General features: G+C 53.9%; 16 protein-coding genes and 2 tRNA genes. 6 read left to right on the top strand and 12 right to left on the bottom strand.

Translation table 11 applies throughout. The features are described from left to right. Positions 1 to 30 precede the first annotated feature (30 nt). Positions 31 to 1,653, top strand: a complete 1,623-nt coding sequence (locus TPANIC_RS04590; RefSeq protein WP_010882376.1) for a UDP-N-acetylmuramoyl-L-alanyl-D-glutamate--2,6-diaminopimelate ligase — start codon at positions 31 to 33, stop codon at positions 1,651 to 1,653. A 111-nt stretch (positions 1,654 to 1,764) separates the two neighbouring features. Next, positions 1,765 to 3,195: an MGH1-like glycoside hydrolase domain-containing protein gene (locus tag TPANIC_RS04585; RefSeq protein WP_010882374.1), complete on the top strand. Its 1,431-nt coding sequence runs from the start codon at positions 1,765 to 1,767 to the stop codon at positions 3,193 to 3,195. Between the two features lie 83 nt (positions 3,196 to 3,278). Here TPANIC_RS04585 and TPANIC_RS04580 read toward each other — a convergent pair whose 3' ends face one another. The 3 genes from TPANIC_RS04580 to TPANIC_RS05620 all read right to left on the bottom strand — a co-directional run bounded on the left by TPANIC_RS04580 (position 3,279) and on the right by TPANIC_RS05620 (position 7,232). Then, positions 3,279 to 4,985 carry a 6-hydroxymethylpterin diphosphokinase MptE-like protein gene (locus TPANIC_RS04580; RefSeq protein WP_235214048.1) on the bottom strand — a complete coding sequence of 569 codons (1,707 nt, stop codon included), beginning with the start codon at positions 4,983 to 4,985 and terminating at the stop codon, positions 3,279 to 3,281. A gap of 38 nt (positions 4,986 to 5,023) precedes the next feature. After that, positions 5,024 to 5,794, bottom strand: coding sequence for a hypothetical protein (locus tag TPANIC_RS05660; RefSeq protein ID WP_010882372.1), 771 nt, complete (start codon positions 5,792 to 5,794; stop codon positions 5,024 to 5,026). An 847-nt stretch (positions 5,795 to 6,641) separates the two neighbouring features. After that, positions 6,642 to 7,232 (bottom strand): hypothetical protein, encoded by a 591-nt coding sequence (locus TPANIC_RS05620; protein ID WP_010882370.1) that lies wholly within the window; start codon positions 7,230 to 7,232, stop codon positions 6,642 to 6,644. Positions 7,233 to 7,324: 92 nt separating this feature from the next. Between TPANIC_RS05620 and lepB the strand changes: the two genes are divergently transcribed. Then, entirely contained in the window at positions 7,325 to 8,863 is a 1,539-nt protein-coding gene (lepB, locus tag TPANIC_RS04565; protein WP_010882369.1) for a signal peptidase I, read from the top strand. A gap of 150 nt (positions 8,864 to 9,013) precedes the next feature. Here the strand turns inward: lepB and TPANIC_RS04560 are convergent, their stop codons facing one another. Then, a complete protein-coding gene (locus TPANIC_RS04560; protein ID WP_010882368.1) occupies positions 9,014 to 9,454 on the bottom strand; it encodes a flavodoxin in 441 nt (146 codons plus the stop codon). A gap of 192 nt (positions 9,455 to 9,646) precedes the next feature. Between TPANIC_RS04560 and TPANIC_RS04555 the strand changes: the two genes are divergently transcribed. Beyond that, positions 9,647 to 9,719 (top strand) — tRNA-Thr (locus tag TPANIC_RS04555). 101 nt (positions 9,720 to 9,820) lie between these two features. Here the strand turns inward: TPANIC_RS04555 and TPANIC_RS04550 are convergent. Next, the gene (locus TPANIC_RS04550) at positions 9,821 to 12,157 is read right to left on the bottom strand and encodes a helix-hairpin-helix domain-containing protein (protein WP_010882367.1); all 2,337 of its coding nucleotides are present in this window, start codon (positions 12,155 to 12,157) and stop codon (positions 9,821 to 9,823) included. Positions 12,158 to 12,256: 99 nt separating this feature from the next. Next, a tRNA-Ala gene (locus tag TPANIC_RS04545) sits at positions 12,257 to 12,329 on the bottom strand. Positions 12,330 to 12,480: 151 nt separating this feature from the next. Between TPANIC_RS04545 and TPANIC_RS04540 the strand changes: the two genes are divergently transcribed. Next, entirely contained in the window at positions 12,481 to 13,503 is a 1,023-nt protein-coding gene (locus tag TPANIC_RS04540; protein WP_014342645.1) for a PEGA domain-containing protein, read from the top strand. Here TPANIC_RS04540 and TPANIC_RS04535 read toward each other — a convergent pair. From TPANIC_RS04535 to TPANIC_RS04525, 3 genes are all read right to left on the bottom strand, one after another. After that, positions 13,447 to 14,499, bottom strand: coding sequence for a nucleotidyltransferase family protein (locus TPANIC_RS04535; RefSeq protein ID WP_014342644.1), 1,053 nt, complete (start codon positions 14,497 to 14,499; stop codon positions 13,447 to 13,449). The genes TPANIC_RS04540 and TPANIC_RS04535 overlap by 57 nt on opposite strands. A gap of 72 nt (positions 14,500 to 14,571) precedes the next feature. After that, positions 14,572 to 15,909, bottom strand: coding sequence for a H2O-forming NADH oxidase (gene nox, locus TPANIC_RS04530; protein ID WP_010882364.1), 1,338 nt, complete (start codon positions 15,907 to 15,909; stop codon positions 14,572 to 14,574). Positions 15,910 to 16,016: 107 nt separating this feature from the next. Further along, on the bottom strand, positions 16,017 to 18,446 hold the full coding sequence (locus tag TPANIC_RS04525) for a tetratricopeptide repeat protein (RefSeq protein ID WP_010882363.1): 2,430 nt from the start codon (positions 18,444 to 18,446) through the stop codon (positions 16,017 to 16,019). A gap of 222 nt (positions 18,447 to 18,668) precedes the next feature. Here TPANIC_RS04525 and trxA point away from each other — a divergent pair, with 222 nt between their 5' ends. Then, positions 18,669 to 18,986, top strand: coding sequence for a thioredoxin (trxA, locus tag TPANIC_RS04520; RefSeq protein ID WP_010882362.1), 318 nt, complete (start codon positions 18,669 to 18,671; stop codon positions 18,984 to 18,986). Between the two features lie 25 nt (positions 18,987 to 19,011). On the opposite strand, the gene TPANIC_RS04515 is transcribed toward trxA, so the two are convergent. From TPANIC_RS04515 to TPANIC_RS04505, 3 genes are all read right to left on the bottom strand, one after another. After that, positions 19,012 to 19,647, bottom strand: a complete 636-nt coding sequence (locus tag TPANIC_RS04515) for a diacylglycerol/polyprenol kinase family protein (protein WP_014505650.1) — start codon at positions 19,645 to 19,647, stop codon at positions 19,012 to 19,014. A 152-nt stretch (positions 19,648 to 19,799) separates the two neighbouring features. Then, complete coding sequence (gene mgtE / locus TPANIC_RS04510) at positions 19,800 to 21,149, bottom strand: magnesium transporter (RefSeq protein WP_010882360.1); 1,350 nt, start codon at positions 21,147 to 21,149, stop codon at positions 19,800 to 19,802. Between the two features lie 168 nt (positions 21,150 to 21,317). Then, the gene (locus tag TPANIC_RS04505) at positions 21,318 to 22,652 is read right to left on the bottom strand and encodes a tetratricopeptide repeat protein (protein ID WP_010882358.1); all 1,335 of its coding nucleotides are present in this window, start codon (positions 22,650 to 22,652) and stop codon (positions 21,318 to 21,320) included. Positions 22,653 to 22,686: the final 34 nt, after the last annotated feature.

Raw genomic sequence — 22,686 nt, 5'->3', positions numbered from 1 at the left:
GGCGTGCAATCAGATACAATCAGACCCGCGATGCTGTACCGTAAACCCATTACTGTCTGTCTTGCCTCCTGTTCTGTGCAAGAAACGCACGGTAGTGCGTGCGACGTTTCTTCCATAGCGTATGATTCACGCGCAGTGCGTGAGGGTTCGGTTTTTTTTGCGTTGCGTGGTACGCATGCGCACGGCGCGCAGTACATCCACGCAGCAATTGATGCCGGCGCCTGCGCAATTGTGCATGATTGTCCATTAGATACGTATGTCGTCGGCGTGTACTATGCTCGTGTACCAGATGCACGGTGTGCGCTTTCTAGTGCTGCTGCAGCTTTCTACGATTTTCCTACGCGTGCTTTGACAGTTATCGGGGTCACTGGCACGGAGGGTAAAAGCAGCACGGTTAGTTTCATTGCGCAGCTTTTGCGTTTATGTGGTAAACGAGTTGGTTTTATCTCTACTGTGGAGTATTCGTTAGGAGATGATATTCTCCCGAACGCAGAGCATCAAACCACACCGGAGTCGCTAACAGTACAGCGGCTCCTCGCTGAGATGCGGGAGCACAGCTGTGAATTTGCAGTAATTGAAGCGTCGTCCCACGGGCTTTCCACACGTACGGCACGTTTGCAGGATGTTGCATTTGATGTGGCAGTATGTATGAACGTACGCCATGAACATTTAGAATTTCATGGTTCGTTTGAACAATATCGCTTTGATAAAGCAAATGTATTTCGTGCGCTAGATGCGCATGATCACATAAAAGACGGACGGCGCGTTCCTTCTTTTGGAGTACTCTGGGCGGAAGACGCATCGGCTGTGTATTTTCGCGAAGCGACGCACAAACCCTGTTTTTTCTTTAAGAGAGGAACCGGCGCTGAGCAAAGGACAGCAGCCTGCCTGGAAAGGATGCCGTGTACCCTGCTATGGGTGCAAACACTTCCTCAGATATCTCAGGCCTTGCGATTAAGGTTTGTGTTGTCAACTGTTCAGGAACCTGCACAACCAGCACAGGACGGAGCACATGATGTATCGGTGCCGCTTGAAGGAGCTTTCAATGCCTGTAATATAGCAGCGTCTTTTCTTGTACTGCATGGATTGCTTGGTACGTCGCTTGCGGCTTTTGCACAGCACGTGCAGTACGTCCAGCCAATCCAGGGGAGAATGCAGCGTGTGGATATGGGACAGGATTTTGAGGTGCTCATTGACTATGCGCATACACCCTCTTCCTTCGAGGAGATTTTGCCACCGCTTGCAGCGCGTGTGCGCGCGCGTAAGAGGCGCATGTTGGTATTGTTCGGCTCGGCCGGGGAGCGGGACACGCAAAAGCGTGCAATGCAAGGCGCAATTGCCTCTCGTTATGCGCACGTAATTGTGCTCACAGATGAGGATCCGAGAGGAGAGGATCCAATGGGTATTCTGTGCATGATTGCGGCAGGTTGTGAGCACAAGAAATTGGGTAAAACCCTGTTTCTGATTCCGGATCGTGTCGCTGCTCTGCGGCACATATTCTCTCTTGCGCGTGCGCAGGACCTTGTGCTGCTGCTGGGTAAGGGGCATGAGCATTCAATTATTTATGCGCACACCGTGCAACCGTATGATGAAGAACGTACGGCGCGTGAATTATTACGTGCCAGCTTATCCTCTGACACCTTACTATCCTAGTTCGTCTGGATGCCGGTGTGCACATCGCGTAGCTTACAGGGTGGAAAGGTAGATACTCACTTTCCCCTGCATGTGCTACACTCCGTCGCCTGTGATGTGTGAGGAGATGCGGTGAATAAGCGAGACTTTCCCAGGATTCATTTTTATGATCAGGATTTTGTTGACATCTATGATCGCACGTGGGCTTGGATAAAGGAGTATTGGCTGTCTGCTTCGGGGGAGAAAAACACAAGCGAATCGTTTTTTGTGTTTCCAGAAAAAGACGGATTAATTATCAGTCAGCATGAAATCATATTTGCGTCCTTTTTCTTCGTGTATTCGAACCGGAACTATGACATCACGCAGTGTCTTGATTTTTTCTATGCAATGCAGGAGGAGTCCGGCGCTATTCGTTGGAAGTATCATCTTGCAAGCAAAGAGCCAGTTTTGCCTCGCGCCAATCCTGAGGGTATTGGCATGCCTCTTTTTGCCTGGGCAGAGTTTAATCTCTTTCATAAAACTGCAAATAAAAAACGAATTAAAGAGATCATGCCCGTGATGGTGCGCTATATGAAGTGGATTGAAACACAGTTTAGAAGGAGTAACGGACTCTATAGGGTTCCTCTTGCTGCTACGGAGATGGGAAACTCTCCACGTAAAAAAGCTGCCTATCTGGTAGATTTTAACTCTGCCTTGGCCGTGAGCGCTTTTTATCTTTCTGCACTCGGCGATATTATCAACGATAAGGAGCTGAGCTTTCAGTATAAGCGGGTATATTTTACCCTAAAGACACGTATTAATAATTTTATGTGGAACGCGAGTACTGGCTTTTACCACGACCTCGACGCTTCCGGGCAGCAGCTTCCGCATAAGACTATTGCTGGCTTCTGGCCTATGCTTGGGGAGATACCGAATGAAGACAAGGCAGAGCGCTTGGCAGAGCATCTGGTGAATCCTCACACGTTTGGGCTGGACCATCCGATTCCGAGTTTGTCTGCAGATGAAGCAGAGTTTGATGAGCGGGGGATGGGGTACCGCGGGAGCGTATTCCCTCCCTTGAACTTTGTGGTGATTAAGGGGTTGGAGCGATATCAACGCTGGGATCTTGCGCGGGAGTGTTCTATCCGTCATCTCTATTATGTGTTGGATGCTTTGCAATTGAACGATCAAACAAAGCGTGGGGTTCTGTGGGAAGCGTATCTGCCTACGCGTGAAGGTCCTGCACAATGGCCAGGGAAAGAAGGATTTCCGCGCAGGCAATATCTTGCGTACGCTGCGCTTTCTACTATCACGCTTATGATAGAAAACGTTATCGGTCTTTCCATCAGTTTGCCGCGCAAAACAGTGCACTGGATTATCCCTAACCTGGAGGTGATGGGCATTGAGAATTTGAGCTTGAAACGGAATCTCATTACGATTCTCTCTTCAAAAAGTGTGCGGGGGTGGGAAGTCTATATGGAAAGCGAGAAACTTTACTATTTTACCCTCAACATCCTTGGACAGAAAAAGAAGACGCTCCCAATCCCCTCGGGGAAATGCTCAATGCTCGTCGATAAGTTATAGTGCGATAAGAAATGTTTTACGGCGCGTGGGTGCTGCGCGACGTACTGCGTTTTCTCCAGTGGCGGAGAAAGTTCTGCTAGCCCTTAGTCCAGAGAAGATGGGATGCGGCTGAGGAGCTTAAGAAAGAAATCAAGTTCTGCACGTACACGGCAGAGGAAATTATATTCTAAATATTCTGCGCGCTCTCCATCGGGAAAATGCAAGTAGAGGTAGTCGCTTCTCCGTATGAGCGCGCGGATAACGTCTTGGTTAGAAGGTGTAGCCGTGGTGAGCATGTGCTTGAGCTGGAGCAACGCTGCGCGCTCTGTGGTCAATAGTTCTTTTACGCGTAGACAAAAGTCCTCTGCAGGTTTTTGAGAAAACGCAAAGGATATCTGTGCGTCTTGTGTGTGCAAAATGGGTACATGCGTTCTATGTCTGCGCGTACAGCAGTGGGTGATGATCTCACACGCCTGTGCGTGCGAGACTGTGTGTGATGTGGTAAGAGCAAGACCTTCTTGGTCTAGATCGTAAAGGTGCGGGTGCTCAGCGCAGAGGGTACGATAAGCGTGTGCATAGTGCACAAGGTTGGGGATACTTTGTACCGCGTATCTTTTCCCCTTAAGGGAGCGTATCCCTTCTGGGAACAGCGCACAGTCCGGATATAGGCTATGGAGGCGCGTTGTGCTGTGGTACAGTCTTTGTACTGGAGCACTTCCCCTCGCATGGGTAAATCCCTTGTTCCATGAAAAATTTAAACCGGTGTGAAAAATAGGAACTCCCTTTTTTCTCAATCGGAGTGCAAGTTGCAACGCGGCGAGTCCTACTGATCCACTAGGATGAATGGAAAGCGGCACGACGCCCGCATTCTGCGCACGTTTGATAAATGCGGCATGAGTGTACGGGGTGAAAAAGAAGTGTGTAGGCACGTTCGCTGCACGCACCGCACGGGGAAATGCGCTTAGATCCGCAAAGAGCGCAACGGTGCGCGGGAGTGTACCTATGAATGCTTGTTCAATCCAGAACTGTGATTCTAATAAGACAACTGCATCTGGAACAATGTCAGGTAACAGTGCGTTGCACGCCACATCTACGGCAAGTAAAAAGATGGTGTCCTTCATGCGGGCACAAAAAGAACGGCAGGCATCCAGCGCAGGACCGGCACCTACGATAAGGAGTGGTTTGTCTATACTCTGGGGAACAAGGTGGTGTATGTGCGAGGGATTTTGTAATTGCGTAATATAATTTGAGAATATATTGCGCGCATAATTCCTTCCTGAATGGATGAGTGTAATCTTATTGATCCAAAAGGTGTCGATGAGAGTGCGTATGTTTTGCTCGCTTTCGTCATAAAAATTCCGGTACTGCGCATATGCGCCGGATCCCGCAATTTTCAGTATCTGTTTGAAAGGGAAGCGGGTGAGACGCTCCACGGTATGCAGCACTTGGGTGATGTGTGTGGTGTATAACACGTACACATTCTGTGCGGTGATAAGCTGGCGCGGAGCGTGCTGCATAAAAAGGTGCATAAGCTGCAGGTCACATTCAAGACAGAGGAGAAATGAGGAAGGAGGCATACGAGTAAGAAGCGCACATAGGCCGTGGCCAAGCACTGGCGCGCAACAAAGTACAAGGGTATGCGGCTTGACCGCTAAGCGCGCCACGGCGCGCTCATGCGCATCCTGTGCGCGATACTTTGAGTAAAGGTAGGTGTTGCGGTAAAGAACGGTGAAGCCGTTTTGTGTCTTGATAAGACGCGGCGGGAGCGAGGGAACGTCGCCACGCACGCCAGCGACGTCAGATGTACCCATAGAAGGGAAACGCACTCACAGCCGCGCCACGCACAGGGCTAGCGCCGAAAGATATTGTCAAATGTATCCTTAAATGAGGGATGAGCCAGGATAGTATCTACGACCGATTCCTGTGCCCATGGCATCTTTGCCGTGTTTAGCAGCGCAAGCGGGTAGCCCGGGTACCAAGTGCGCACATGGTGTGCATAGCTGTCTCCGGTAGTAGCGAGCACTGATTCGTCCACTGACTTTTCCTCGTGTAACTGGAGCAGTACTACGGAACTATCAAGAATAAGTGGGTCAGACACCTGCCCGGGGAGAAGGGCGAACGCGGTGGAAAAAAATTTCTCGTCATATGCAATCCGCGCTAACGGGGGGTCGGACTGGCGCGGAAGGGCAGGGAGCACGTCGACATTTCCGAAATTAATGGGAAAGGAACGACTCGTATGCACGTCTAAGTTAAGGCTCTGTGCGGCGGCGGTGAATCCACCCTGTTTCGCCCGGGTGGAAAAGGTATGTGCTTCCTCCTCAAGGAAACGTTCGATGGTGCCCCGCTCCACACGAGCCATGTGTGCGAACACGCGCTCCCGCGTTGCTGCGTCACTAAAGTCCGGAGCGCTAGGTTCAGCGTCGGTGCGCACGATGGCAAAACCGCGCTCTATCTTCACTACAGGACTCAAGGCTCCCACCGCCGTGCGGAGCACCGTGTCCAAGTCCTGCGCGTCGGGAAAGAATTCGTTCACATCACTCCGATAGGAGTGGGTCATTTTTCCGGTAGCATCGGTACCAACTTTGGTGGAGCCAGTAGCGACAGCGTCTTCAAAAGACAATTCCCGTTTCTCTAGAGCGCGTGCCGTGCGGCGCGCGTCCTCTTCCGAGGAGTAGGTGAGCAAGGAAAGGTGATGCAGGGTAAAAAGGTGGGCATGCTCTTTCCCGTACGCGCTGACGCGTTCAGCGGGAAACCGCTCTTCGCCCAAAACGACGTAACGGAAGCTACGTTCCTTCTTCGCCATGTCCTGAACAAAGCGCAGTTCTCGGCTATTGAGCTTAAGGCCCCCGCGTCCTGTCTCTTTTCCAAAGAGGTGGTAAAGGTACTGATCGGAAAGGAGCGAGTCGCGCATCTTTTTGCGCTGAGAAAGCCGGACATGTTCAGGGGTGCCCTGATAGCGCTGCGGCGAGTAAGTACCGTCAGCGTCAGCGTAAAAGGAGAGCACCTCCCGATCTAGCAGCTCCTCGCTGAGGGTAAAGCCGCTTTGCTTTGTTTGCTCGGTTCCCGCAAGCTGGACAACCGCGGCGCGAAAGGCAGCACGTAAGACACGACGATCCATCCCCTCGCGTTCCTGAGCGTCCTTGGGGTACAAGTTATAGCGCTCCGCAGTCTGTGCAAGCGCAGAGTACTGCTGGGAAAAAAGACTATCAGGGGCATTGGTGAGCGCGACCCCTCCCCAGGAACCGAGTCGTACGTGGCCGTGCCCTCCCCCGCTGAGGGCAGGGAGAAACACGAACATGAGCGCCGCCACCGCCAACACCACGCAGCCGCCCGTCGAGGCAAGCGCCCCCCTGCCGAAGTAGAACGATTTCATGGACTGCGCAACTGTGGCACAGCGGAACTGCCCCTGTCAACACCCGCGCAGCGAGTGCCTCGGCTCAGATCCAGTAATCCGTATCACACGAGGATCAAGCAACTGCGTCGGTGTTCTGACGTACCGCGGTGATAAAGCCTGTGCGCCTGCAGAGATCGAAAAGGGATTGGTGAATGTGCACTTCGTGCACTTTTTTGTACCCGTCTCGGTCACGGCAAATGCGGATGATATACCCATCCTCTGTTTGACTTACGATGGAGCAATGTGAAGTCTCTCCCGGATCGCTTTTGATGCTGTACTGCTGCATAAATCCCCCGTCCCGATCTCGGCAGACTGTGGTATTTCGGTAAGAAATTTTATGCTTTTGTGTGTTCGCTTGCACTGTATTCCGGGAAAATGAGAACGCGCTGTCTTGCCTCCCTGATACCGGATATAATGTTTCCCTCGCGTGGCTTGGACGCGTGGAGGAGGATGTAGGGTATGTCAATCGTGCTGCAGGGAGTTGCCGCAGGTTCTGTGCTTTTTTCCCTTCTGTGCCCGGTACAGCAACTGAGCGTTCCTGCGCTGCTTGCTGCTCTTGCAGGAGCGGCATTCTCGTGTGTGCTGTGCGTCGCAACGTATGTGCTAACGGTGCGCCAGCGTGCTGGCGCTTTTGGCGTCGTGCGTAAATGCATTGAATACACACCCTTTGTGCTGATGGCGTGCTTTGTCCTCTCCCGCGCGTATGCGCCTACGGTGGCGATGCCGTGGTTAGATTCCCTTTTGGGGATGAGTTGGATGGTGCTGACTCTGTGTGTCTGTGCGCTGTTGTTTTGCCTGAGGAGGAAGTACGTACATCTCTTTTTTCCTCGTGGGGTTTCGGTGCACACGCCCCCTGCGTCTTCGGACGTGCGGAGTGTGTTGCCGGATATGCCAGTGAGAAGGAGGCGAGGAATCTTTGTCGTACTCGAATGGGTTGACGCGCTCACCCAGGCTGCGTGTTTCATGCTTTTGGTGAATTTGTTCGCGTTCCAGTTGTACGTTATCCCGAGCGAATCGATGGTCCCCAGCTTTATGGTCGGCGATAGACTCCTCGTGTTCAAGACCGCCTCAGGGCCTGTATTCCCGCTTTCTTCGTTTCGTTTGCCACGCTGGCGTACCTACAAGCGCGGAGACATCGTCGTTTTTTCCAATCCTCATTACCCTGACACTCCGCAGGATAAGCTCCGCGCCTTTTTAGCCCAATTAGTGTACATGCTCACCTTTACGCGCAAGAACATTAATGTGGATCCTGTCACCGGTGCGCCGAAAGCTGATCCTCTCGTCAAACGCATTGTTGCTCTGCCAGGGGAAAAAGTTATGCTCGTTGACGGTGTGCTCTATACGAAGACCAGGCATGATGCGCACTTCAAGCCTGTCGCACAAGACCGTACGTACGCCACGTGGGATTTGAATGCGTTGCCCGCACGCGATTTGGCGCGTGTTCAACGGGTCATATTTAATGCTGAGGAGCTCGCCGCCATCCATCTGGTAGAGCGCCTGCGCGCCCAGGTGGATTTTCGCGATTTAGCAGAGAAAACGCGCGCGTTGGTTGCCCAAGCGCACGCGTACGCGGGGGCGGCGTCACGCACCCGACAGGGCATTGGCGTGGCGCAACCGATAACGCACACATCTGACATTCCTGCTTTACCTCTGTTTGAAAAAGAAATGCGCGGGGCGCGGGAGATCACACAGCTCTTCGCCACCGTTGCAGACGTTGCCACGCATATCCGCGACACCTCCCAGGGGTTCGCCCACTTCGCTCACTTTGTGCAAAGCTGGATCCCATTTTGGGGGCAAGGAACGTATGGCTTGGACACGGGACAGGAAGGTCCGTCCCTGCACCGCGCAGGCCTCTCGCTCTACCAGATAAGATTTGCGCAGCTGAACGCGTTGGTGAAGTACACGTTCGCCCAGCTAGTGGTAAAAGGCCTCCAGGTGACAGCACACCGAACGTCGGAGGCTGGGCAGGACGAAACGCTCACTACACTTTTGCAGGACGCGGCCCGGTACATCTTTTTCCTGGGTGCGGCGCGTGGATTCAACATGGACGAATTCCCCGCTGGCGCCGAGCAGTACCTTCCAGAACACAACTACTTCATGATGGGAGACAACCGATTGAACTCTACTGATATGCGCCACGCGTACACCGAACACCTCGAGGCAATCGACGCGCACGACCCGTTCCCTATTTTCTTTAGCTCCAATGTTGCGCCCAAGTACATTCCCGATAGCCACATCCTCGGTGTGGCGTCGTTCCGATTCTGGCCGCCCTCCCGCATAGGCACCCCACAATAGGCTTAGGGGGAGCGGAGAGAAAGCTAAGAAAGGCGGAACCCGCCCAGGCGCGCAGCAGGCAGAAAGCCCGTACCCTCAGACAGGTCCCGTTACACAACAAGCGGGATAGGGAAGAGCCCTCGCTTACAAGGGCTCAGGAAAGACATCCCCTTATCGTGCGAAGCGCTCGCCGAATGCTTTACAGCTTGCCTGGGCTTCTTCACTGGGATCGTCGTACGCGATCTCCCCCTTCCCCTCGAAGACATCAGCGCCAGCCGCCTTACAACGCTCGACCCAGTTGACCATCCATTCGCCGCCTTCCCCTTCTCCAGCCCACTCATAGGATCCGAAAAGCGCAACTTTTTTCCCCGATAACCTTCCCTCAATAGAGGTAAAGAAGGGTTCAAACTCGCTTGACTCTAGCTCCTCAGAACCAGCTGCAGAGCAGCCAAAGGCGAAGCGGTCATAGGAATCAAAAGTACCAACGTCGAAGTCCATGACGCTAAAAAGGTCAGCTTTTGCACCACCGACATTCAAACCCTCTACGATGCAGCGAGCCATCGTTTCAGTGTGCCCAGTGCCACTCCAAAAAATGACAGCAACTTTTGCCACAAACTCCTCCTCGGGAACGTCACGCAGTGGGTGCACTCGCAAAATAGTGCAGCCACGACACGCGCACCCTGCCCGCGCAAGGGTAGGGGAAAGCTCTGTTGCTGTCAACCGCAGCCACAGCAGGATCCGGTGCCACCCTGGACACCGGTAGACTTGACGGGCCGACATTTTCCGGTACACTGGGGCCTGCGCGCCAACTTAGCTCACCTGGCAGAGCAGCACCCTCGTAACGTGCAGGTACCCGGTTCGAGCCCGGGAGTTGGCTTTCTGTTTGGCGTAGTTCCGCGCTGTGGGCCGGTAGGTGAGTCTTGGAAGAGGTGGGGGGGGGCGGGAACGGCGTGCTGTCCTGTTCCTACGCGTTTTTCCTCACTTCGGGTGGGGTGTTTTCCCTTTGAAGAACTGGGCAAACGGCTGGTATCGCGCGAAATCCTGTCCCGGCGCGGGGGATGTGCCCCGTGTCTTTGCGCGCTCAGGGGAGGTTTTCCCTTCAGGAGCCCGGGGACGGGGTGCTCTCCGTGAAGGTGTCGCCGTGTGATCCGCAGGTGCACGCTGCTCCTGCCTGAGACTGAGGGAAATACGTCTCCTTGCCTCGTCAAGCCCGATGATGGTGCAGGTGTACACGTCACCTACCTTCACTTTTTTGAGGGGGTTGGAAACAAAGTGGTCGCTCATCTGCGACACGTGCAGAAGCGCCGTTTCCTTTATTCCAATGTCCACAAAGGCCCCAAAGTCCACCACGTTTTTTACCTTTCCCTGTACGGTTGCCCCCACTTTTAAATCTGCAAAGGATATCAGACCTTGGCGCAGCACCGGTTTTGGATAATCCTCGCGCGGGTCACGATTAGGTTTTTGCAGCTCTGTAATGATATCTTCGACGGTTCGATCACTGACTGCGCATTGCGACTGCACCTGTGCCTTTTGCGCTGCGCTCACTGTACCGCCTGCGCGCAGTATATCAAAAATTATCTTTCCCGTTGCATAGTTTTCTGGGTGCACCCACGAGTTGTCCAGCGGGTTTGTGCTTTCGGGGATTTTTAAAAATCCTGCACATTGCTCAAAGGTTTTTTGTCCCATACCACTGACTGTTTTCAGTTGTTCGCGGCTAGTGAATATGCCGTAGGTGGCACGATGGTGCACGATCCTTTTTGCCAACGCGCTATTAACGCCAGATACGTGCTTTAAGAGAGATACGCTAGCCGTATTGAGATTAACTCCTACGCTATTGACTACAGCATCTACTACCGCGTGGAGCTCCTCAGATAGCTTTTTTTGATTAACATCGTGCTGATAGAGTCCCACCCCAATGGATTTCGGATCAATTTTTACCAGCTCTGCTAGAGGGTCTTGCAGCCTGCGTCCAATGGAGATTGCACCACGGATGGTCAGATCTAAGTCAGGGAACTCCTCTCGCGCAATATCTCCTGCTGAGTATACGGAAGCTCCGTCTTCCTCTACCACGGTGAATGCAACGGCAGAGTGTGTTTCGCTAATTATGGAGGCGATAAGCTCCTGCACTGCATGGGAGCCGGTGCCGTTCCCAACGGCTACGAGCTGAATGCGGTAGCGATCAAGCGCCTGCGTCAAAGCGGCGCGTGCATGGTCCGTGTTGTGCGGATATATGACAAAGGAGCCGAGATATTGGCCCGTTTCATCCAGTGCCGCACACTTAGTCCCTGTGCGGATGCCAGGGTCTATGCCGAGCACGCGCGTGCCCTTGACCGGCTGGGTCATGAGCAGATTCGTAAGATTTTCACTAAAAACGTTGATACCGTGTTGCTCTGCCGAAGCGGTAAGGTCTGCGCGTATCTCCCGCAGGACGGCAGGACTGAGCAGGCGCACCACGCCATCTGTAATGGCATCGCGATGATACCTGTTGTTGGGGTGCACCGCCTCTTGAACCTGCTCGACAGCGGCGTCTAAATCGACGGTGATTTTTACGTCAAGGATTCCCTCACGCTCCCCCCGATTGATGGCTAACACGCGGTGCGCCTTGATGTCGCGCACTGCCTCTGCGTAATCCCAATACATTTGGTAGACGGACGTGTGCGCAGCGTGCGCGTCCCCGATTCCGGTAGCCGTAACGACGCCTGCAGAAAGGTAAAAGGACTTCAGTGCGGCACGATTGGCGTTGCAGTGTGCGGTCTCCTCTGCGAGGATATCGCAGGCGCCTGCGATGGCGTCTTGAGCGCTGGAGACGGCACGATCAGAATCTGCAGCAGGAGCGACGAGCGCTGCGGCAGCGCGCTCGATTTCTGCCTGCGTGGCGCACTGCGTTTCTATCAAACGCGCAAGCGGCTCGAGTCCTTTTTCGATCGCCTGCATGCCGCGTGTCTTTTTCTTTTTTTTGAACGGAGCCCAGAGGTCCTCGAGTGCTGCAAGGGTAGGAGCGCTCCTGAGGTGCTCGTAGAGCGTGGGGGTGAGCATGCCTTCTTTGAAGACGGCGCGTATAATCTCGAGTCTGCGTGTTTCGCGTGCAAGGTGGGTGTGGAAGAGGCGTTCGCAGTCGCGGATGAGCACCTCATCGAGGCAGTGATGCGCTTCCTTCCGGTAGCGCGCAATGAAAGGAACCGTGCAGCCTTCTTTGAGGAGGGAACGCACGGCAGTAACCTGCGCGGTGCGGATGTGCAGTTCGCGCGCTACGCGTTCTGCGAGCTCGTCCTCTTGCACGCTGAGTGCGTCCACAAAGTCCTGGTCTAAAGTCATGAGGGGGAGTGTAACGCGTTTGGCTCTTTTTAGAGAAGCGCCGGCCTGCAACCGGCTCCGGCGCGGACCCTGGCGTGGCACCGGCCAGAGAAGGGCGAGTGGAGAATAGGGGAGTCGAACCCCTGACCTCTTGATTGCGAACCAAACGCTCTACCAGCTGAGCTAATTCCCCAGGACTGCTGGCTCCAGCTATACACCAAATATGCGCGTCCTGCAAGGGTGTTTCCTGCGGGTGTGATGCCCCTCGTGCACCCTGTTCCCTGGCGCACTGCGGCGCGGTGTAGCGCTCTAGGCGCGTCGGGGGGTGTTGTAGAATAGGCCGCATGAGCTATTCGTGGAAAGTGCGCGCGCTGTGCTGCGCAGGACTGTGTGTAGGTGCGGGGCTTCGTGCCCAGGAGGGCAGCGGAATTCGCGTGCGCGGTATGCCGGAACACGCGCAGGTGACCGTAAACGGATATCTGTGCGCAACACCAGAGGAAATGGTGCTCACCCCTGGTGAGTGTGAGGTAACCGTCTGTGCCTTTGGATATACCAAAAAGACGCTCCAGGTAGTGGTTGAGGAAGGCTCGTTCACGGTGGTGGATGGCCGTCTGGATACGGCGCGTTTGGAGCTCACGGATGTGACTGCGCAGAGGGCGCACTTTAATCCGCGGGATCCGGCGGGACTGAACACGGAGTACGTCACGTTCCGGGTGACAAAATCTGCAAAGTGTACGGTAACGGTAAAGGATGCCGAAGGAAAGGTGGTGTGCGAGGAGCCGGTGGAGTTAGTTGAGCTGGGGTTGAACGTGGGGGGAATATTCGGGGGCAGTAATAAGAACAGCGAGGATGTTAGCGTTAGCGCAAAGGTAGCGTTCGAAGGGAACGTTACGAGCGACCCGGCTATGGGCCAGCTCTATGCCTCAGCGCTGTGTTTGTACCGCATCGTGCACAACAACGATAGCAGCGGCGCAAACAAGTGCTTCATGCGGAAGGGTTTGACGTTTGCGACCACCTGTGCGTACGGCATTAAGGGATTCACCGTCGCGCTCTCCGGAGAACTGGGTGCCAGTTCAGAGACGGGGATAAAAAAGCCGGACTTCTCAACCGATGTCGGCCTGTCGCTCAAGTACCAAAACAAAATATGCTCCATTGCCACGTACAGCAAGTGCGGAACCACCACGGGGAGCAATAGTGACGGAGCGAACAGTGTGGCGGGTGTGTCGGTGCACTGCGTGCTGCCTGCAAGTCTCGTGATGGGCTTGGAGAACAACTACGCCTTCAAAGGTACCTCTTACGAGGGCTGGGAGCTACGCGCTTCCATTGGGTACGTTATCAACACGAAGCTGAGAGTCGGGCGACCATAGCGGGGCAGGGTACCAGCCTGCTGCGATCGCGCGGGCAAGTGCCGCCGTCACGCGTGCGCGGTCCTGCGGGTACGTCATACCAAACCAGCGCGCGCTGCTGGGGTAGCAGCGCACCGTTCCTTTTCCCTGTGCAATGAGGCTGTTTACCGCCGCGGGCAAAAGGTATTCCCGCTCGTGCTGCGGCGCGCGGCGCGCTTCTTGCACGAATGTCTGCCAGCACGCTGCGAGGTGTTCGAACACGCGCGGAGTGAAGCCAAAAAAGTTCATAGACGCTACTTCCTGCCCGGTGAGTGTGCAGGGCGCGCGTGCCGCGTGTGGCGGGCAGTCTTCCGCGCGCTGTGCGGTAATGACCCGTCTGCCGCCGTGCGCGTGCCAGCCGATGTGCGTGTGTTCGTGTATGGCACGCACCAGGCGTCCTGCGGCGGGGACTGCGGGGGTGGGGGGAGAGACTGCGGCGTCAGCGTCCGCAAAGGTGCAGATACCGCGCGAAACGCCACCGGTTTCGCTGAGCGTGTGCACAAGGGGGTAGCCGACCATGGCGTGGCGTGTCGAGTCCAGCCCCTGCGCGGCAAGGTGCGCGGCAAGCGTTTTGTACGCGTCGCGTCCGTAGTAGTCATCAGCGTTGATAACCGCAAACGGTGCAGTCAGCTGTGTGCGTGCGCACAGCAACGCGTGCGCCGTCCCCCACGGCGTGCGCCGCGCAGGATGCGGCAGAGCGGCGCCGTGTGCCCCTGCTTCCTGTGCAGAGAGGGACTGAAACACGTACTGCGCATCGCAGTGCTGCGCGAGGTGGTCAAACAGGCGCGTGCGAAAGTCGCGCTCTATATCATGCCGAATAATACACAACACGCGGGAAAACCCGGCGCGCAGCGCATCGTACACGGCGTAGTCCACCAGCGTTTCGCCGTGCGGACCGACTGCGGCAATCTGCTTGACACTTCCGTAGCGGCTGCCGAGACCTGCAGCCAGAATAACTAGCGTGAGCGTTTCGCTCATAGAAGTCTTCTAGCAAAACGGAGCACGCCCCCGGCGCCATCCCCGGGAAAGCGTAAGAGACGCACGGTGCACTTATGAGCGCGCACGCAAGGCCGCCATCGTAACGTAGTTGTACGGCTTGTTAAAATGCGGCAGAAAGAACATGTCCAGCAGTTTTAACTTATCAATGGTCACCCGCTCCTGGATTGCAAGAGAGAACAGGTGAATACCCATCGACATGTCGTGCCGTGACGCCATTTGAGCGCCCACAATCACCCGCGTTTTTTTATCAAACACAATCCGGATTTTCACCGGGTGATTGTCCACTTCCATAAAGGCGGGTAACTGTGAGTCTTCAAAATCCGTTACCTCCACCTCAAGTCCCATGCGCGCGGCGCGCTCCTGCGTCACTCCTGTGGACACCATTTTTAAGTCGTATATGTTGATACCGTTGGAGCCCTGCACCCCAATGCCTTCAAGTGGGAATCCTGCAGCGTTGTGCGCCGCAACGATACCGCTGCGCATCGCATTGGTTGCAAGCGCAATGTAAGAAGTTTGTCCGAGCGAATTGTCAAACACCGTTGCACAATCGCCAATTGCGTACACGTCTTTCACACTTGTTTCTTGTTTTAAATCTACCGCATACGCGCCATTGGCAAAGGTTCGCACCTCGTTCTTTCCCAGTGCAGTATTGGGGCTAAAGCCAATGCACACCATAACCATGTCTGCGGGGTACTCACCCTTATCTGTCACCACTGCCACTACCTTTCCATTGCTGCCACGGAGTTTTTGCACTTTCTGGCCAAACGCAAGGGTGATGTGATGGCTGCGCAAGTTCTCATCCATGAGTGCACGGAAGGATGCGTCGTAATAATTGGAAAGACTAGAGTCCATCGCATCGATGAGCGTTACCTTTTTTTGGTGGCGCTCAAACGCCTCTGCAAGCTCCACGCCAATGTACCCGGCACCGATAACGGCAATATTCTTAATGGAAGGCTGCTCGAGTTTTTTAATCACCGCTTCAGCATCCTGAAATAGCTTAATGCGCTGAACATTCTCCAAATCCATGCCGTCGATTTTAGGAATGATAGGCAGAGAACCGGTTGCAATAATAAGCTTGTCGTAGGACTCTGCGATTGCAGAACCGTCTCGTGCAGTCCCGTACACCTTTTTTGAGGCAAAATCGATACGGGTGATATCGCTTTCCATGGAAACGCGTGCACCCTTTTTTTCCAATTGTTCTTTATTTGCGTAGAATAGACCCTCCGATCCACGGATTTGTCCGCCAATCCAAAGAGCCATGCCGCAACCAAGGAAGCTAATATTATTGTTACGGTCAAAGACTACCACTTCATTCGTGGTGGTAAGGTCTGTGAGGCAATTGACACAGGCGGTTCCTGCGTGGTTCGCTCCGATAATGACGATCTTCACGGCGTCCTCCTTACGTTTGGCATTGTAGTTCAGGGAAAAGATTTTTGTACAGGCGCCTGAAAACAGCCGCGGTTGTTTTGTTCCCAAACGCGATAACTGGGAGAATGTTATTCCTGCGGTGCAGGTGGTTTTTCTTCAAAAATGAGCGCGTGGAGCGCGCGAACCCGGTCTGAGTCTTCTTTTTGCACGAGGATATTCCACTGCGTTGCCGCTTGCTGTCTATCCTGCATGGTTAGATACAGATGAATCAACTCAATGCGCACCTCAGTACATTGGGGCCACAGGGTGCACGCCTCTTGGAGCGTAAGCTCTGCACGGGGAAAATCACCAAGTTGAGCAGCAACGAGTGCAATCAGCGTATACACATGCGCAGTAAGTTGTATATCTAACGCCTTCACCAGTAAGGCGTCCGCTTCATGGAGTAAATGCAGTTTGATGCTGTTTTCTGCTTTGTGCACGAGCATCTGCACGTTCTGCGGCTCCTCCCGGAGCGCTTTGTCGTACCACGGCGCTGCGTGTTCATAGCATCCGTCGGCGTAAAAGGCGTTGGCAAGAAGATGAAAAGCCTGACCACGTTGCGCAATCACCGCCGCGTCTGCGCGCTGCGTTTCCACTTCAAACAGGGGAACACAGCACGCTAGCGCACCGCGCTGGCGCTGTAGTTCTATATAATTTTCCAACACTACGAGTTCGTGCGGTAACAGCGCACGCGCGCGTTGTAAAGACTGCGCTGCAGCGTCGAAGTTTTGCTCGCGCAGAGCCTTTTGCGCACACAGGTTATGCAGCCAGCCGTTATCCGGATCGAGTGCCAGGGCGCGCGCAAGAGGCTCGTCACAATCTTTTTCGCTTAAAAAAAGAGATTCAGCGTATTTAAAGTGGTAGAGCGCACAGTCCGGCGCAAGTGCACAGGCTCTTTGAAATGCATCACGTGCGCGCTGTTCGCACGCTGCTGCAGCAGGAGCGTCGTGTTCGTGCGTGCCCTGCGCTTCTCTCAAAAGCAGGCCATATAAGTACCAGACGGTAGCATCAGCGCTCCCTGCGCGGCAGAGTGCGTCAAACTGCGTGTGTGCCTGACGGTGCCGTCCTGTTGCATAATACAATTTGCCTGCGATACTGCGAACTTCTGTACGCTCAGGATCAAGACGGCGAAGTGCGAGTACCACGCGTTCTAAATCAGCGTAGGATTCCTGTGCTAAAAAAAGCCGCGCCGCATGTAAATACGCCTGAATTGCTTGCTCCTTTTCCCCCAGTAGGGAAAGCTCCTGCGCCGCATGCAGCGCAAAGAGTCCCTGGTGAGGGTCCAAACGAAATGCACGCTGATACGCAGCAGCAGCGTCCTCGTGTCTATTTTGTGCAAGTGCAAGGTGACCGCATAGATTGGAAAGAAATGCATCGCGCTCGGCTACGACACGGTGTGTGGCAAGGAGGTGCGCGAGTTTCTCGTATGCGTTTTGTTGGTACAGCGCACCTCCTAAGGCGAGAAGTGCCCGCATACAGTGAGGGTCTTGCACAAGCGCTGCGTTAAACGCTTCTTCTGCCTCATCATAGAGGTGCTGGGCACACGCGATGTCTCCTGCAAGAAGATACTCGCGTAAACCAAAGGTACATTTGGCTTTTAGTTTTTTCATCTCTGCACGAGCGCACGCTGCGCGTCCCATAGCGTACAGGGATTCTGCGAGACGCAGGTGCGCGCTTGCAGGGATACGCGCAGGTTCGTTGGCGCGCAAGCATGCAGTTTCAACCATGAAAGGTTGCGATTCCAGACTGAATGCTGAAAGTTCAAAAGAACGATGCGCATGGACACCCCAGTTCTGGGCAGCAAAACAAACTTTCCCTGCCGCTTGTATCGTGTCATCTTCAATTTGCGCAATCCACTGATCATCTACACAAAGAGTAAAGCTTGTGCCAACTGCAATGAGGCTCAACACGCGCACTTCATCGCTGGCGCCAGTGTCAGTCCATCCGAGCAGGGGGAGGGGGGTGTTGTTGACTACCGCGTCCAGACGCAGCCATCCACCGTCTGAAACAAGAAGCGCGTAAAAGGTGCTCTCATTCAGATAACGAAACAAGAGCCCTGCGGCGCAGGTACCTGCTCGCTCGGGCACCGCCTCGCCCATTGCGCTCGGGTCGACGGCAACTGCCTCCGGAAGACAGGCAGGCCGAGAGGTCGAATCAAGAGAAGCAGGTACTTCTGGCTGTTCTGAATTAGGCAGCGCACGCGCCTCGCCTGGAGGGTGAGTACCCGGGAGAAAGCGGATGCGCGCAGTAAGCACGCAGTCCTTATAACGAAAGACGGGGTTAGCACTCCACGCATAGAGGAACTTACGTCTGAGGTGGAGCGTTAACCCATGCGCGCCACGTGCAGTCTCATAGCCGTCCCCTGCCTCCGCGTGCCAGCGTGCATGTTCCGTAGAAGAAAAGTCAGCGCGCCAAAACTCAGACACAATTTCTTCATAATCTACAGGAGGTGTTACACGCCTTTTCAAGAACTTTGCTTTGAAATATTGAAAATACAGGCGCGCACGTCCCACGCCCAAACTCTACGCTAATTTTCCCCAAAGTAAAAGGGGAAGGGTGAGTCACAAGACAGCACACAGGTGATCACAGGGAGTGCGCGTCTCCGGTTAGGGAAATAAGAAATGTGGTATGCTCCGCCTGTACGTTTGGACTATGGTGCAGAGGATAGGAAAAGATGCAACTGTACACTCCTGCGCCTATCTGGTACCCTCTGGCATAGTTTTTACCTAAGGAGCATTTCAATGGCATTACTTGACATAAGTAGCGGGAACGTCCGCAAGACTATCGAGACCAACCCTCTGGTCATTGTGGACTTCTGGGCTCCCTGGTGCGGTTCGTGCAAAATGCTCGGTCCTGTTCTGGAGGAGGTAGAAAGCGAAGTCGGCAGCGGTGTTGTTATTGGAAAACTGAATGTCGATGACGACCAAGATCTCGCCGTTGAGTTCAATGTGGCGAGCATCCCCACGCTTATTGTTTTTAAAGACGGGAAAGAAGTCGATCGTTCCATAGGCTTCGTTGATAAGTCAAAAATTCTCACGCTCATCCAGAAGAACGCCTAAGGATATTTCTTTCGTACGGAGTGTGCTACCAGCTCATCAGCAAAGCGATGCAGCCGGTGCCTAGGGGAACAGTTATATTGTCGTAGTCTTTGCAGGGGAGCAGTTCGATGAGCGCCGCGCAGACTCCGAGCCCCCAGCTGCGCGCGCCGGAGGCTCCCAGCGCGTGCACACTCAGTGCCGTTGCTATGCAGCACACGGCACTGCCTACGGGTGTTTTCCCCTGCACGGAAAAGAGCGTCGTGGTCCTTCCCCTTCTGCGTCCGGGGGAATCAGCGGAATTTTTGAAGCGCAAGAAAGTGTATACAGTACCGGCGAGGCTTGCGCATCCGTCTCCGAAAGCGAGGGCGCAAATGGCGGCTGCTGCGATAGGTGGGGGAAAGAGAAGGATCGCGCTTGAAACACCGATTGCAAGGGTGAGTGGCCCTCGCACAAGAGAACGTTCGTGTTTGTCCCGGTCTCGGGCCGCCGCTCGGGTGAGGAGTGAGACAAGTGGCAATGTTTTTCCACGCAGTCTCCACCGCTCGGCAACATAATAGCCAACGCCGAGCGTGCCAATGGCGCCGAGCGTAAGGGGTTTGCTCCATGCCGCAAGCACAATGCTCAGTGCTGACGACAGGTGTATGCCCTTTCTGAGGCATTCGCTTGCAAGGCGTGCGTGCATGCTTTCTACGTGAGCGGCGCGGCGAGTACGTGCGGCTGGGTTAGCGCCGGCCTGTACGGCCCCGATCCTGGCTGGATGCTCGCCCCGCCGGCAGGGGGCGGCTGTCTGCAAGGTGTTGTTCTGGTCCTCAGCGTCCACCGGCTTCCGTCTTTTCACAGGGGCCAGCGCAGTACTACGCGCGCTACATTGAAAAATACGAAGAGACTGGTAGTATCTACGATTGTGGTGATCAGCGGTCCTGCCATGATGGCGGGGTCTAAGCAGAGCTTTTTAGCAAGAATAGGAAGGAGCCCTCCGGTCAGCTTTGCCGCTACTACGGTAATCATCAGTGTTATTCCCACGCTCCCACATAGGGCAAGCGGCTTGCCATTTATGAAGTACGTTTTCGCCAGGCTTGTTGTGCCTAGAATGCCGCCAACTGCCAGCGCAACTCGCAGCTCTTTGTACAGCACCCGGAGCCAATCGTGTAGCTGAATCTCACCCGTTGCAAGGCCTCGGATAATAAGCGTAGAAGACTGACTGCCTGAATTCCCCCCGGTGTCCATGAGCATAGGGATAAACGTGGTAAGCGCGGTGGCAGTCACCAACAAATCCTCGTATCCGGCGATGAGATTTCCCGTGAACGTTTCAGACACCATAAGAAGTAGTAGCCAGCCGATACGGTGTTTCACTAGGGTGAAGACCTCAGTTTCCAGGTATGCTTCATCTGAAGGCTGCATGGCCGCCATGATCTGGAAATCCTCGGTAACTTCCTGCTGCATCACGTCCATGATGTCATCGACGGTGATAATGCCAATGAGCCGTCTTTCAGTATCCACCACAGGGAGTGCAAGGAAGCCATATTTTTTAAACACCGCCGCGACTGCTTCTTGATCATCATGGGTGTGTACAAAGATGCAGTCACGTTCACACAGATTCTCAATCAACAGATCTCCCTGACTAAGCACGAGCTTTTTTAAAGAAATGACACCGTGCAAAAACCGGTTTTGGTCAATGACATAGCACGTGTACACGGTTTCTTTTTTTAATCCGGTTTCCCTAATGCAGCAGAGGGCATCGTGCACGGTCATCTGCTTCTCTAAGTCTACATATTCAGTTGTCATGAGGCTTCCTGCAGAATCCTCTGGATATTTTAAAAGTTGATTGATAACTTGACGTTCTGTTTCACCCGTTTGTGCGAGAATGCGTTTCACAGCATTTGCAGGCATTTCTTCTACCAAATCGACTATATCATCCATGGCGAGTTCTGCAAGAATAGGTGCAAGCTCTCTGTCTGTAATGGTGGCGAGAAAAGCAGATTGTTTGCTGCTTGAAAGCTGCGCAAACACATTTGCAGCGAGGTTCTTGGGCAGCATTCTAAATAGCAACAACGCCTGTGCAGGTGATTGCATGTCCAAGACATGCGCGACGTCCACCTCGTTCATCTCGTTTAGATTTGCAATAAGTGGTACGTAACGCTTGTGCTCGAGAAGCGTCTGGATTTTTTCAAAGTTCTCGTTCATAGCCAATTCCCACGCGGAGCTTCCGGAGTATACGTGAGTTCACCTCTGTTCTTCCATAGGTGCACGTCCCGCACGAAAGTGACTGCTCCTGCTCCCAAAGGCCTGGCGCCACCTAGGCAAAACGCACAAAAGCAGAGAGGGAGCGAGAGACGCGTTCGTTCAGGCAGATCAATCGATGGAGTTCAAAATTCGAGTGAGCCTGTTTTTATCGTATAGATCCATAGGTCTGCCCTCTGCAAAACGGCGCGCCTCATCAGTAAAAGCACCGGCGGTCATGCAAATGCCCTTGCCAGCTTTTAGCTCTCTGATACGTCCATGCAGATCGCGCAAAACGAGTTCCCCTACTGACCCCTGAGAGCGAAAAAAACGGAACAATACGAGGTCGGCCCACTTTGGCGTGTCAATTTCAGAAACTATATCTGTGTGAGTATTCAGAACCGATATGTCCAAAATCTTTACCCGCGCGTGCGGAAAGTACTTTGATACCACCTTTCTGCATAATCCAATGAACTCACTCTGAGCCGCTATCATGTACAGGTGTAAGTTTCTATTCTGATTTAATTCCTGATAGTACGTAATGAGCGCCGTGACATCCCGGTACTCAGGGTTAAGCTGGTGAATCTCTCTAAGCATAACCAGGGCTCTTCCCAGGTTCTGGGTTTTTATCAGTGTCTGCGCGAGACGATAACGCAGCTCGTTTGCAACGTCTGAGGGTATATTGTCATGCTTCAACCCAATTTCAAAATCCTCTGCAGCGTCCTCCAGCTGGTTCAGCTTTGTCTTAATGGTCCCTGCATACAACGCAGCCCGCGGCCCAACGAGAGGATCAACCCTCAGATGATTGAAGATTTTCAATGCACGGTCGTGTGCATTCGCCTCATAGAAGCACTCTCCCATTACGAACAATGTTTCTTTGTCTTCAGGTTGGAGGTCCAGCGCCTTCTTCAGATAGGGAAGGGCTTCCTGATACTTTTGCAGTTTTTGAAACGTGTAACCGAGCAGCTGCGCTGCAGGTGCACTATCCGGTTGCGATGTTAGCGCTCTTCTCAAAAGAGGAACGACCTGCTCATACTGCCGGTCGAGGTAATAGACCCTTCCCAGGTTGTAGTTTACTTCAAAATGGTGGGAGTCGATGCCTTGCGCAAGGAGCAGTCCCTTCTTTGCCTCCGCGTACTTTTCTGTTTTTACGCCGCAAATCCCGTACCGGAGTAGGATCTCAAACTGCTCCATCTGTGAGCTCGAGCTGCTGCGCTCCACGAGTGTCGCGTACATCGCGAAGGCTTTTTCCCACTCCTGATCCTGGTAGTGTATGTCCCCCAGTACCGAAAGACCCCGAATGTCATACGGGTCCTGCGCAAGCCGTCTAGATGCTTCCCTCATGAGAGACTCTTTGTCTTTTCTTCTGCTTGAACGCGTCCCCACCTTGCTCGCTACCGTGGCAACAAGCATGATACTCGAGAGCGCAAGCATAACGACAAAGAAGACGATAACGGCAGAACTCACTCGGCGCAGTGTGCTAACAAATCATTCAGCTGTC

Source organism: Treponema pallidum subsp. pallidum str. Nichols (assembly GCF_000410535.2).
GTDB lineage: Bacteria > Spirochaetota > Spirochaetia > Treponematales > Treponemataceae > Treponema > Treponema pallidum.
The sequence above is the reverse complement of the archived record's forward strand: the minus strand, read 5'-3'. Positions and strand labels throughout refer to the sequence as shown.

Excerpts from the sequence above, each read along its gene's own strand:
- TPANIC_RS04590 (WP_010882376.1), top strand. The coding sequence starts at position 31 with ATGCTGTACCGTAAACCCATTACTGTCTGTCTTGCCTCCTGTTCTGTG.
- TPANIC_RS04580 (WP_235214048.1), bottom strand. The coding sequence starts at position 4,985 with ATGGGTACATCTGACGTCGCTGGCGTGCGTGGCGACGTTCCCTCGCTC.
- lepB (WP_010882369.1), top strand. The coding sequence starts at position 7,325 with ATGGTGCTGACTCTGTGTGTCTGTGCGCTGTTGTTTTGCCTGAGGAGG.
- TPANIC_RS04550 (WP_010882367.1), bottom strand. The coding sequence starts at position 12,157 with ATGACTTTAGACCAGGACTTTGTGGACGCACTCAGCGTGCAAGAGGAC.
- TPANIC_RS04540 (WP_014342645.1), top strand. The coding sequence starts at position 12,481 with ATGAGCTATTCGTGGAAAGTGCGCGCGCTGTGCTGCGCAGGACTGTGT.
- TPANIC_RS04535 (WP_014342644.1), bottom strand. The coding sequence starts at position 14,499 with ATGAGCGAAACGCTCACGCTAGTTATTCTGGCTGCAGGTCTCGGCAGC.
- trxA (WP_010882362.1), top strand. The coding sequence starts at position 18,669 with ATGGCATTACTTGACATAAGTAGCGGGAACGTCCGCAAGACTATCGAG.
- TPANIC_RS04515 (WP_014505650.1), bottom strand. The coding sequence starts at position 19,647 with ATGCACGCACGCCTTGCAAGCGAATGCCTCAGAAAGGGCATACACCTG.
- mgtE (WP_010882360.1), bottom strand. The coding sequence starts at position 21,149 with ATGAACGAGAACTTTGAAAAAATCCAGACGCTTCTCGAGCACAAGCGT.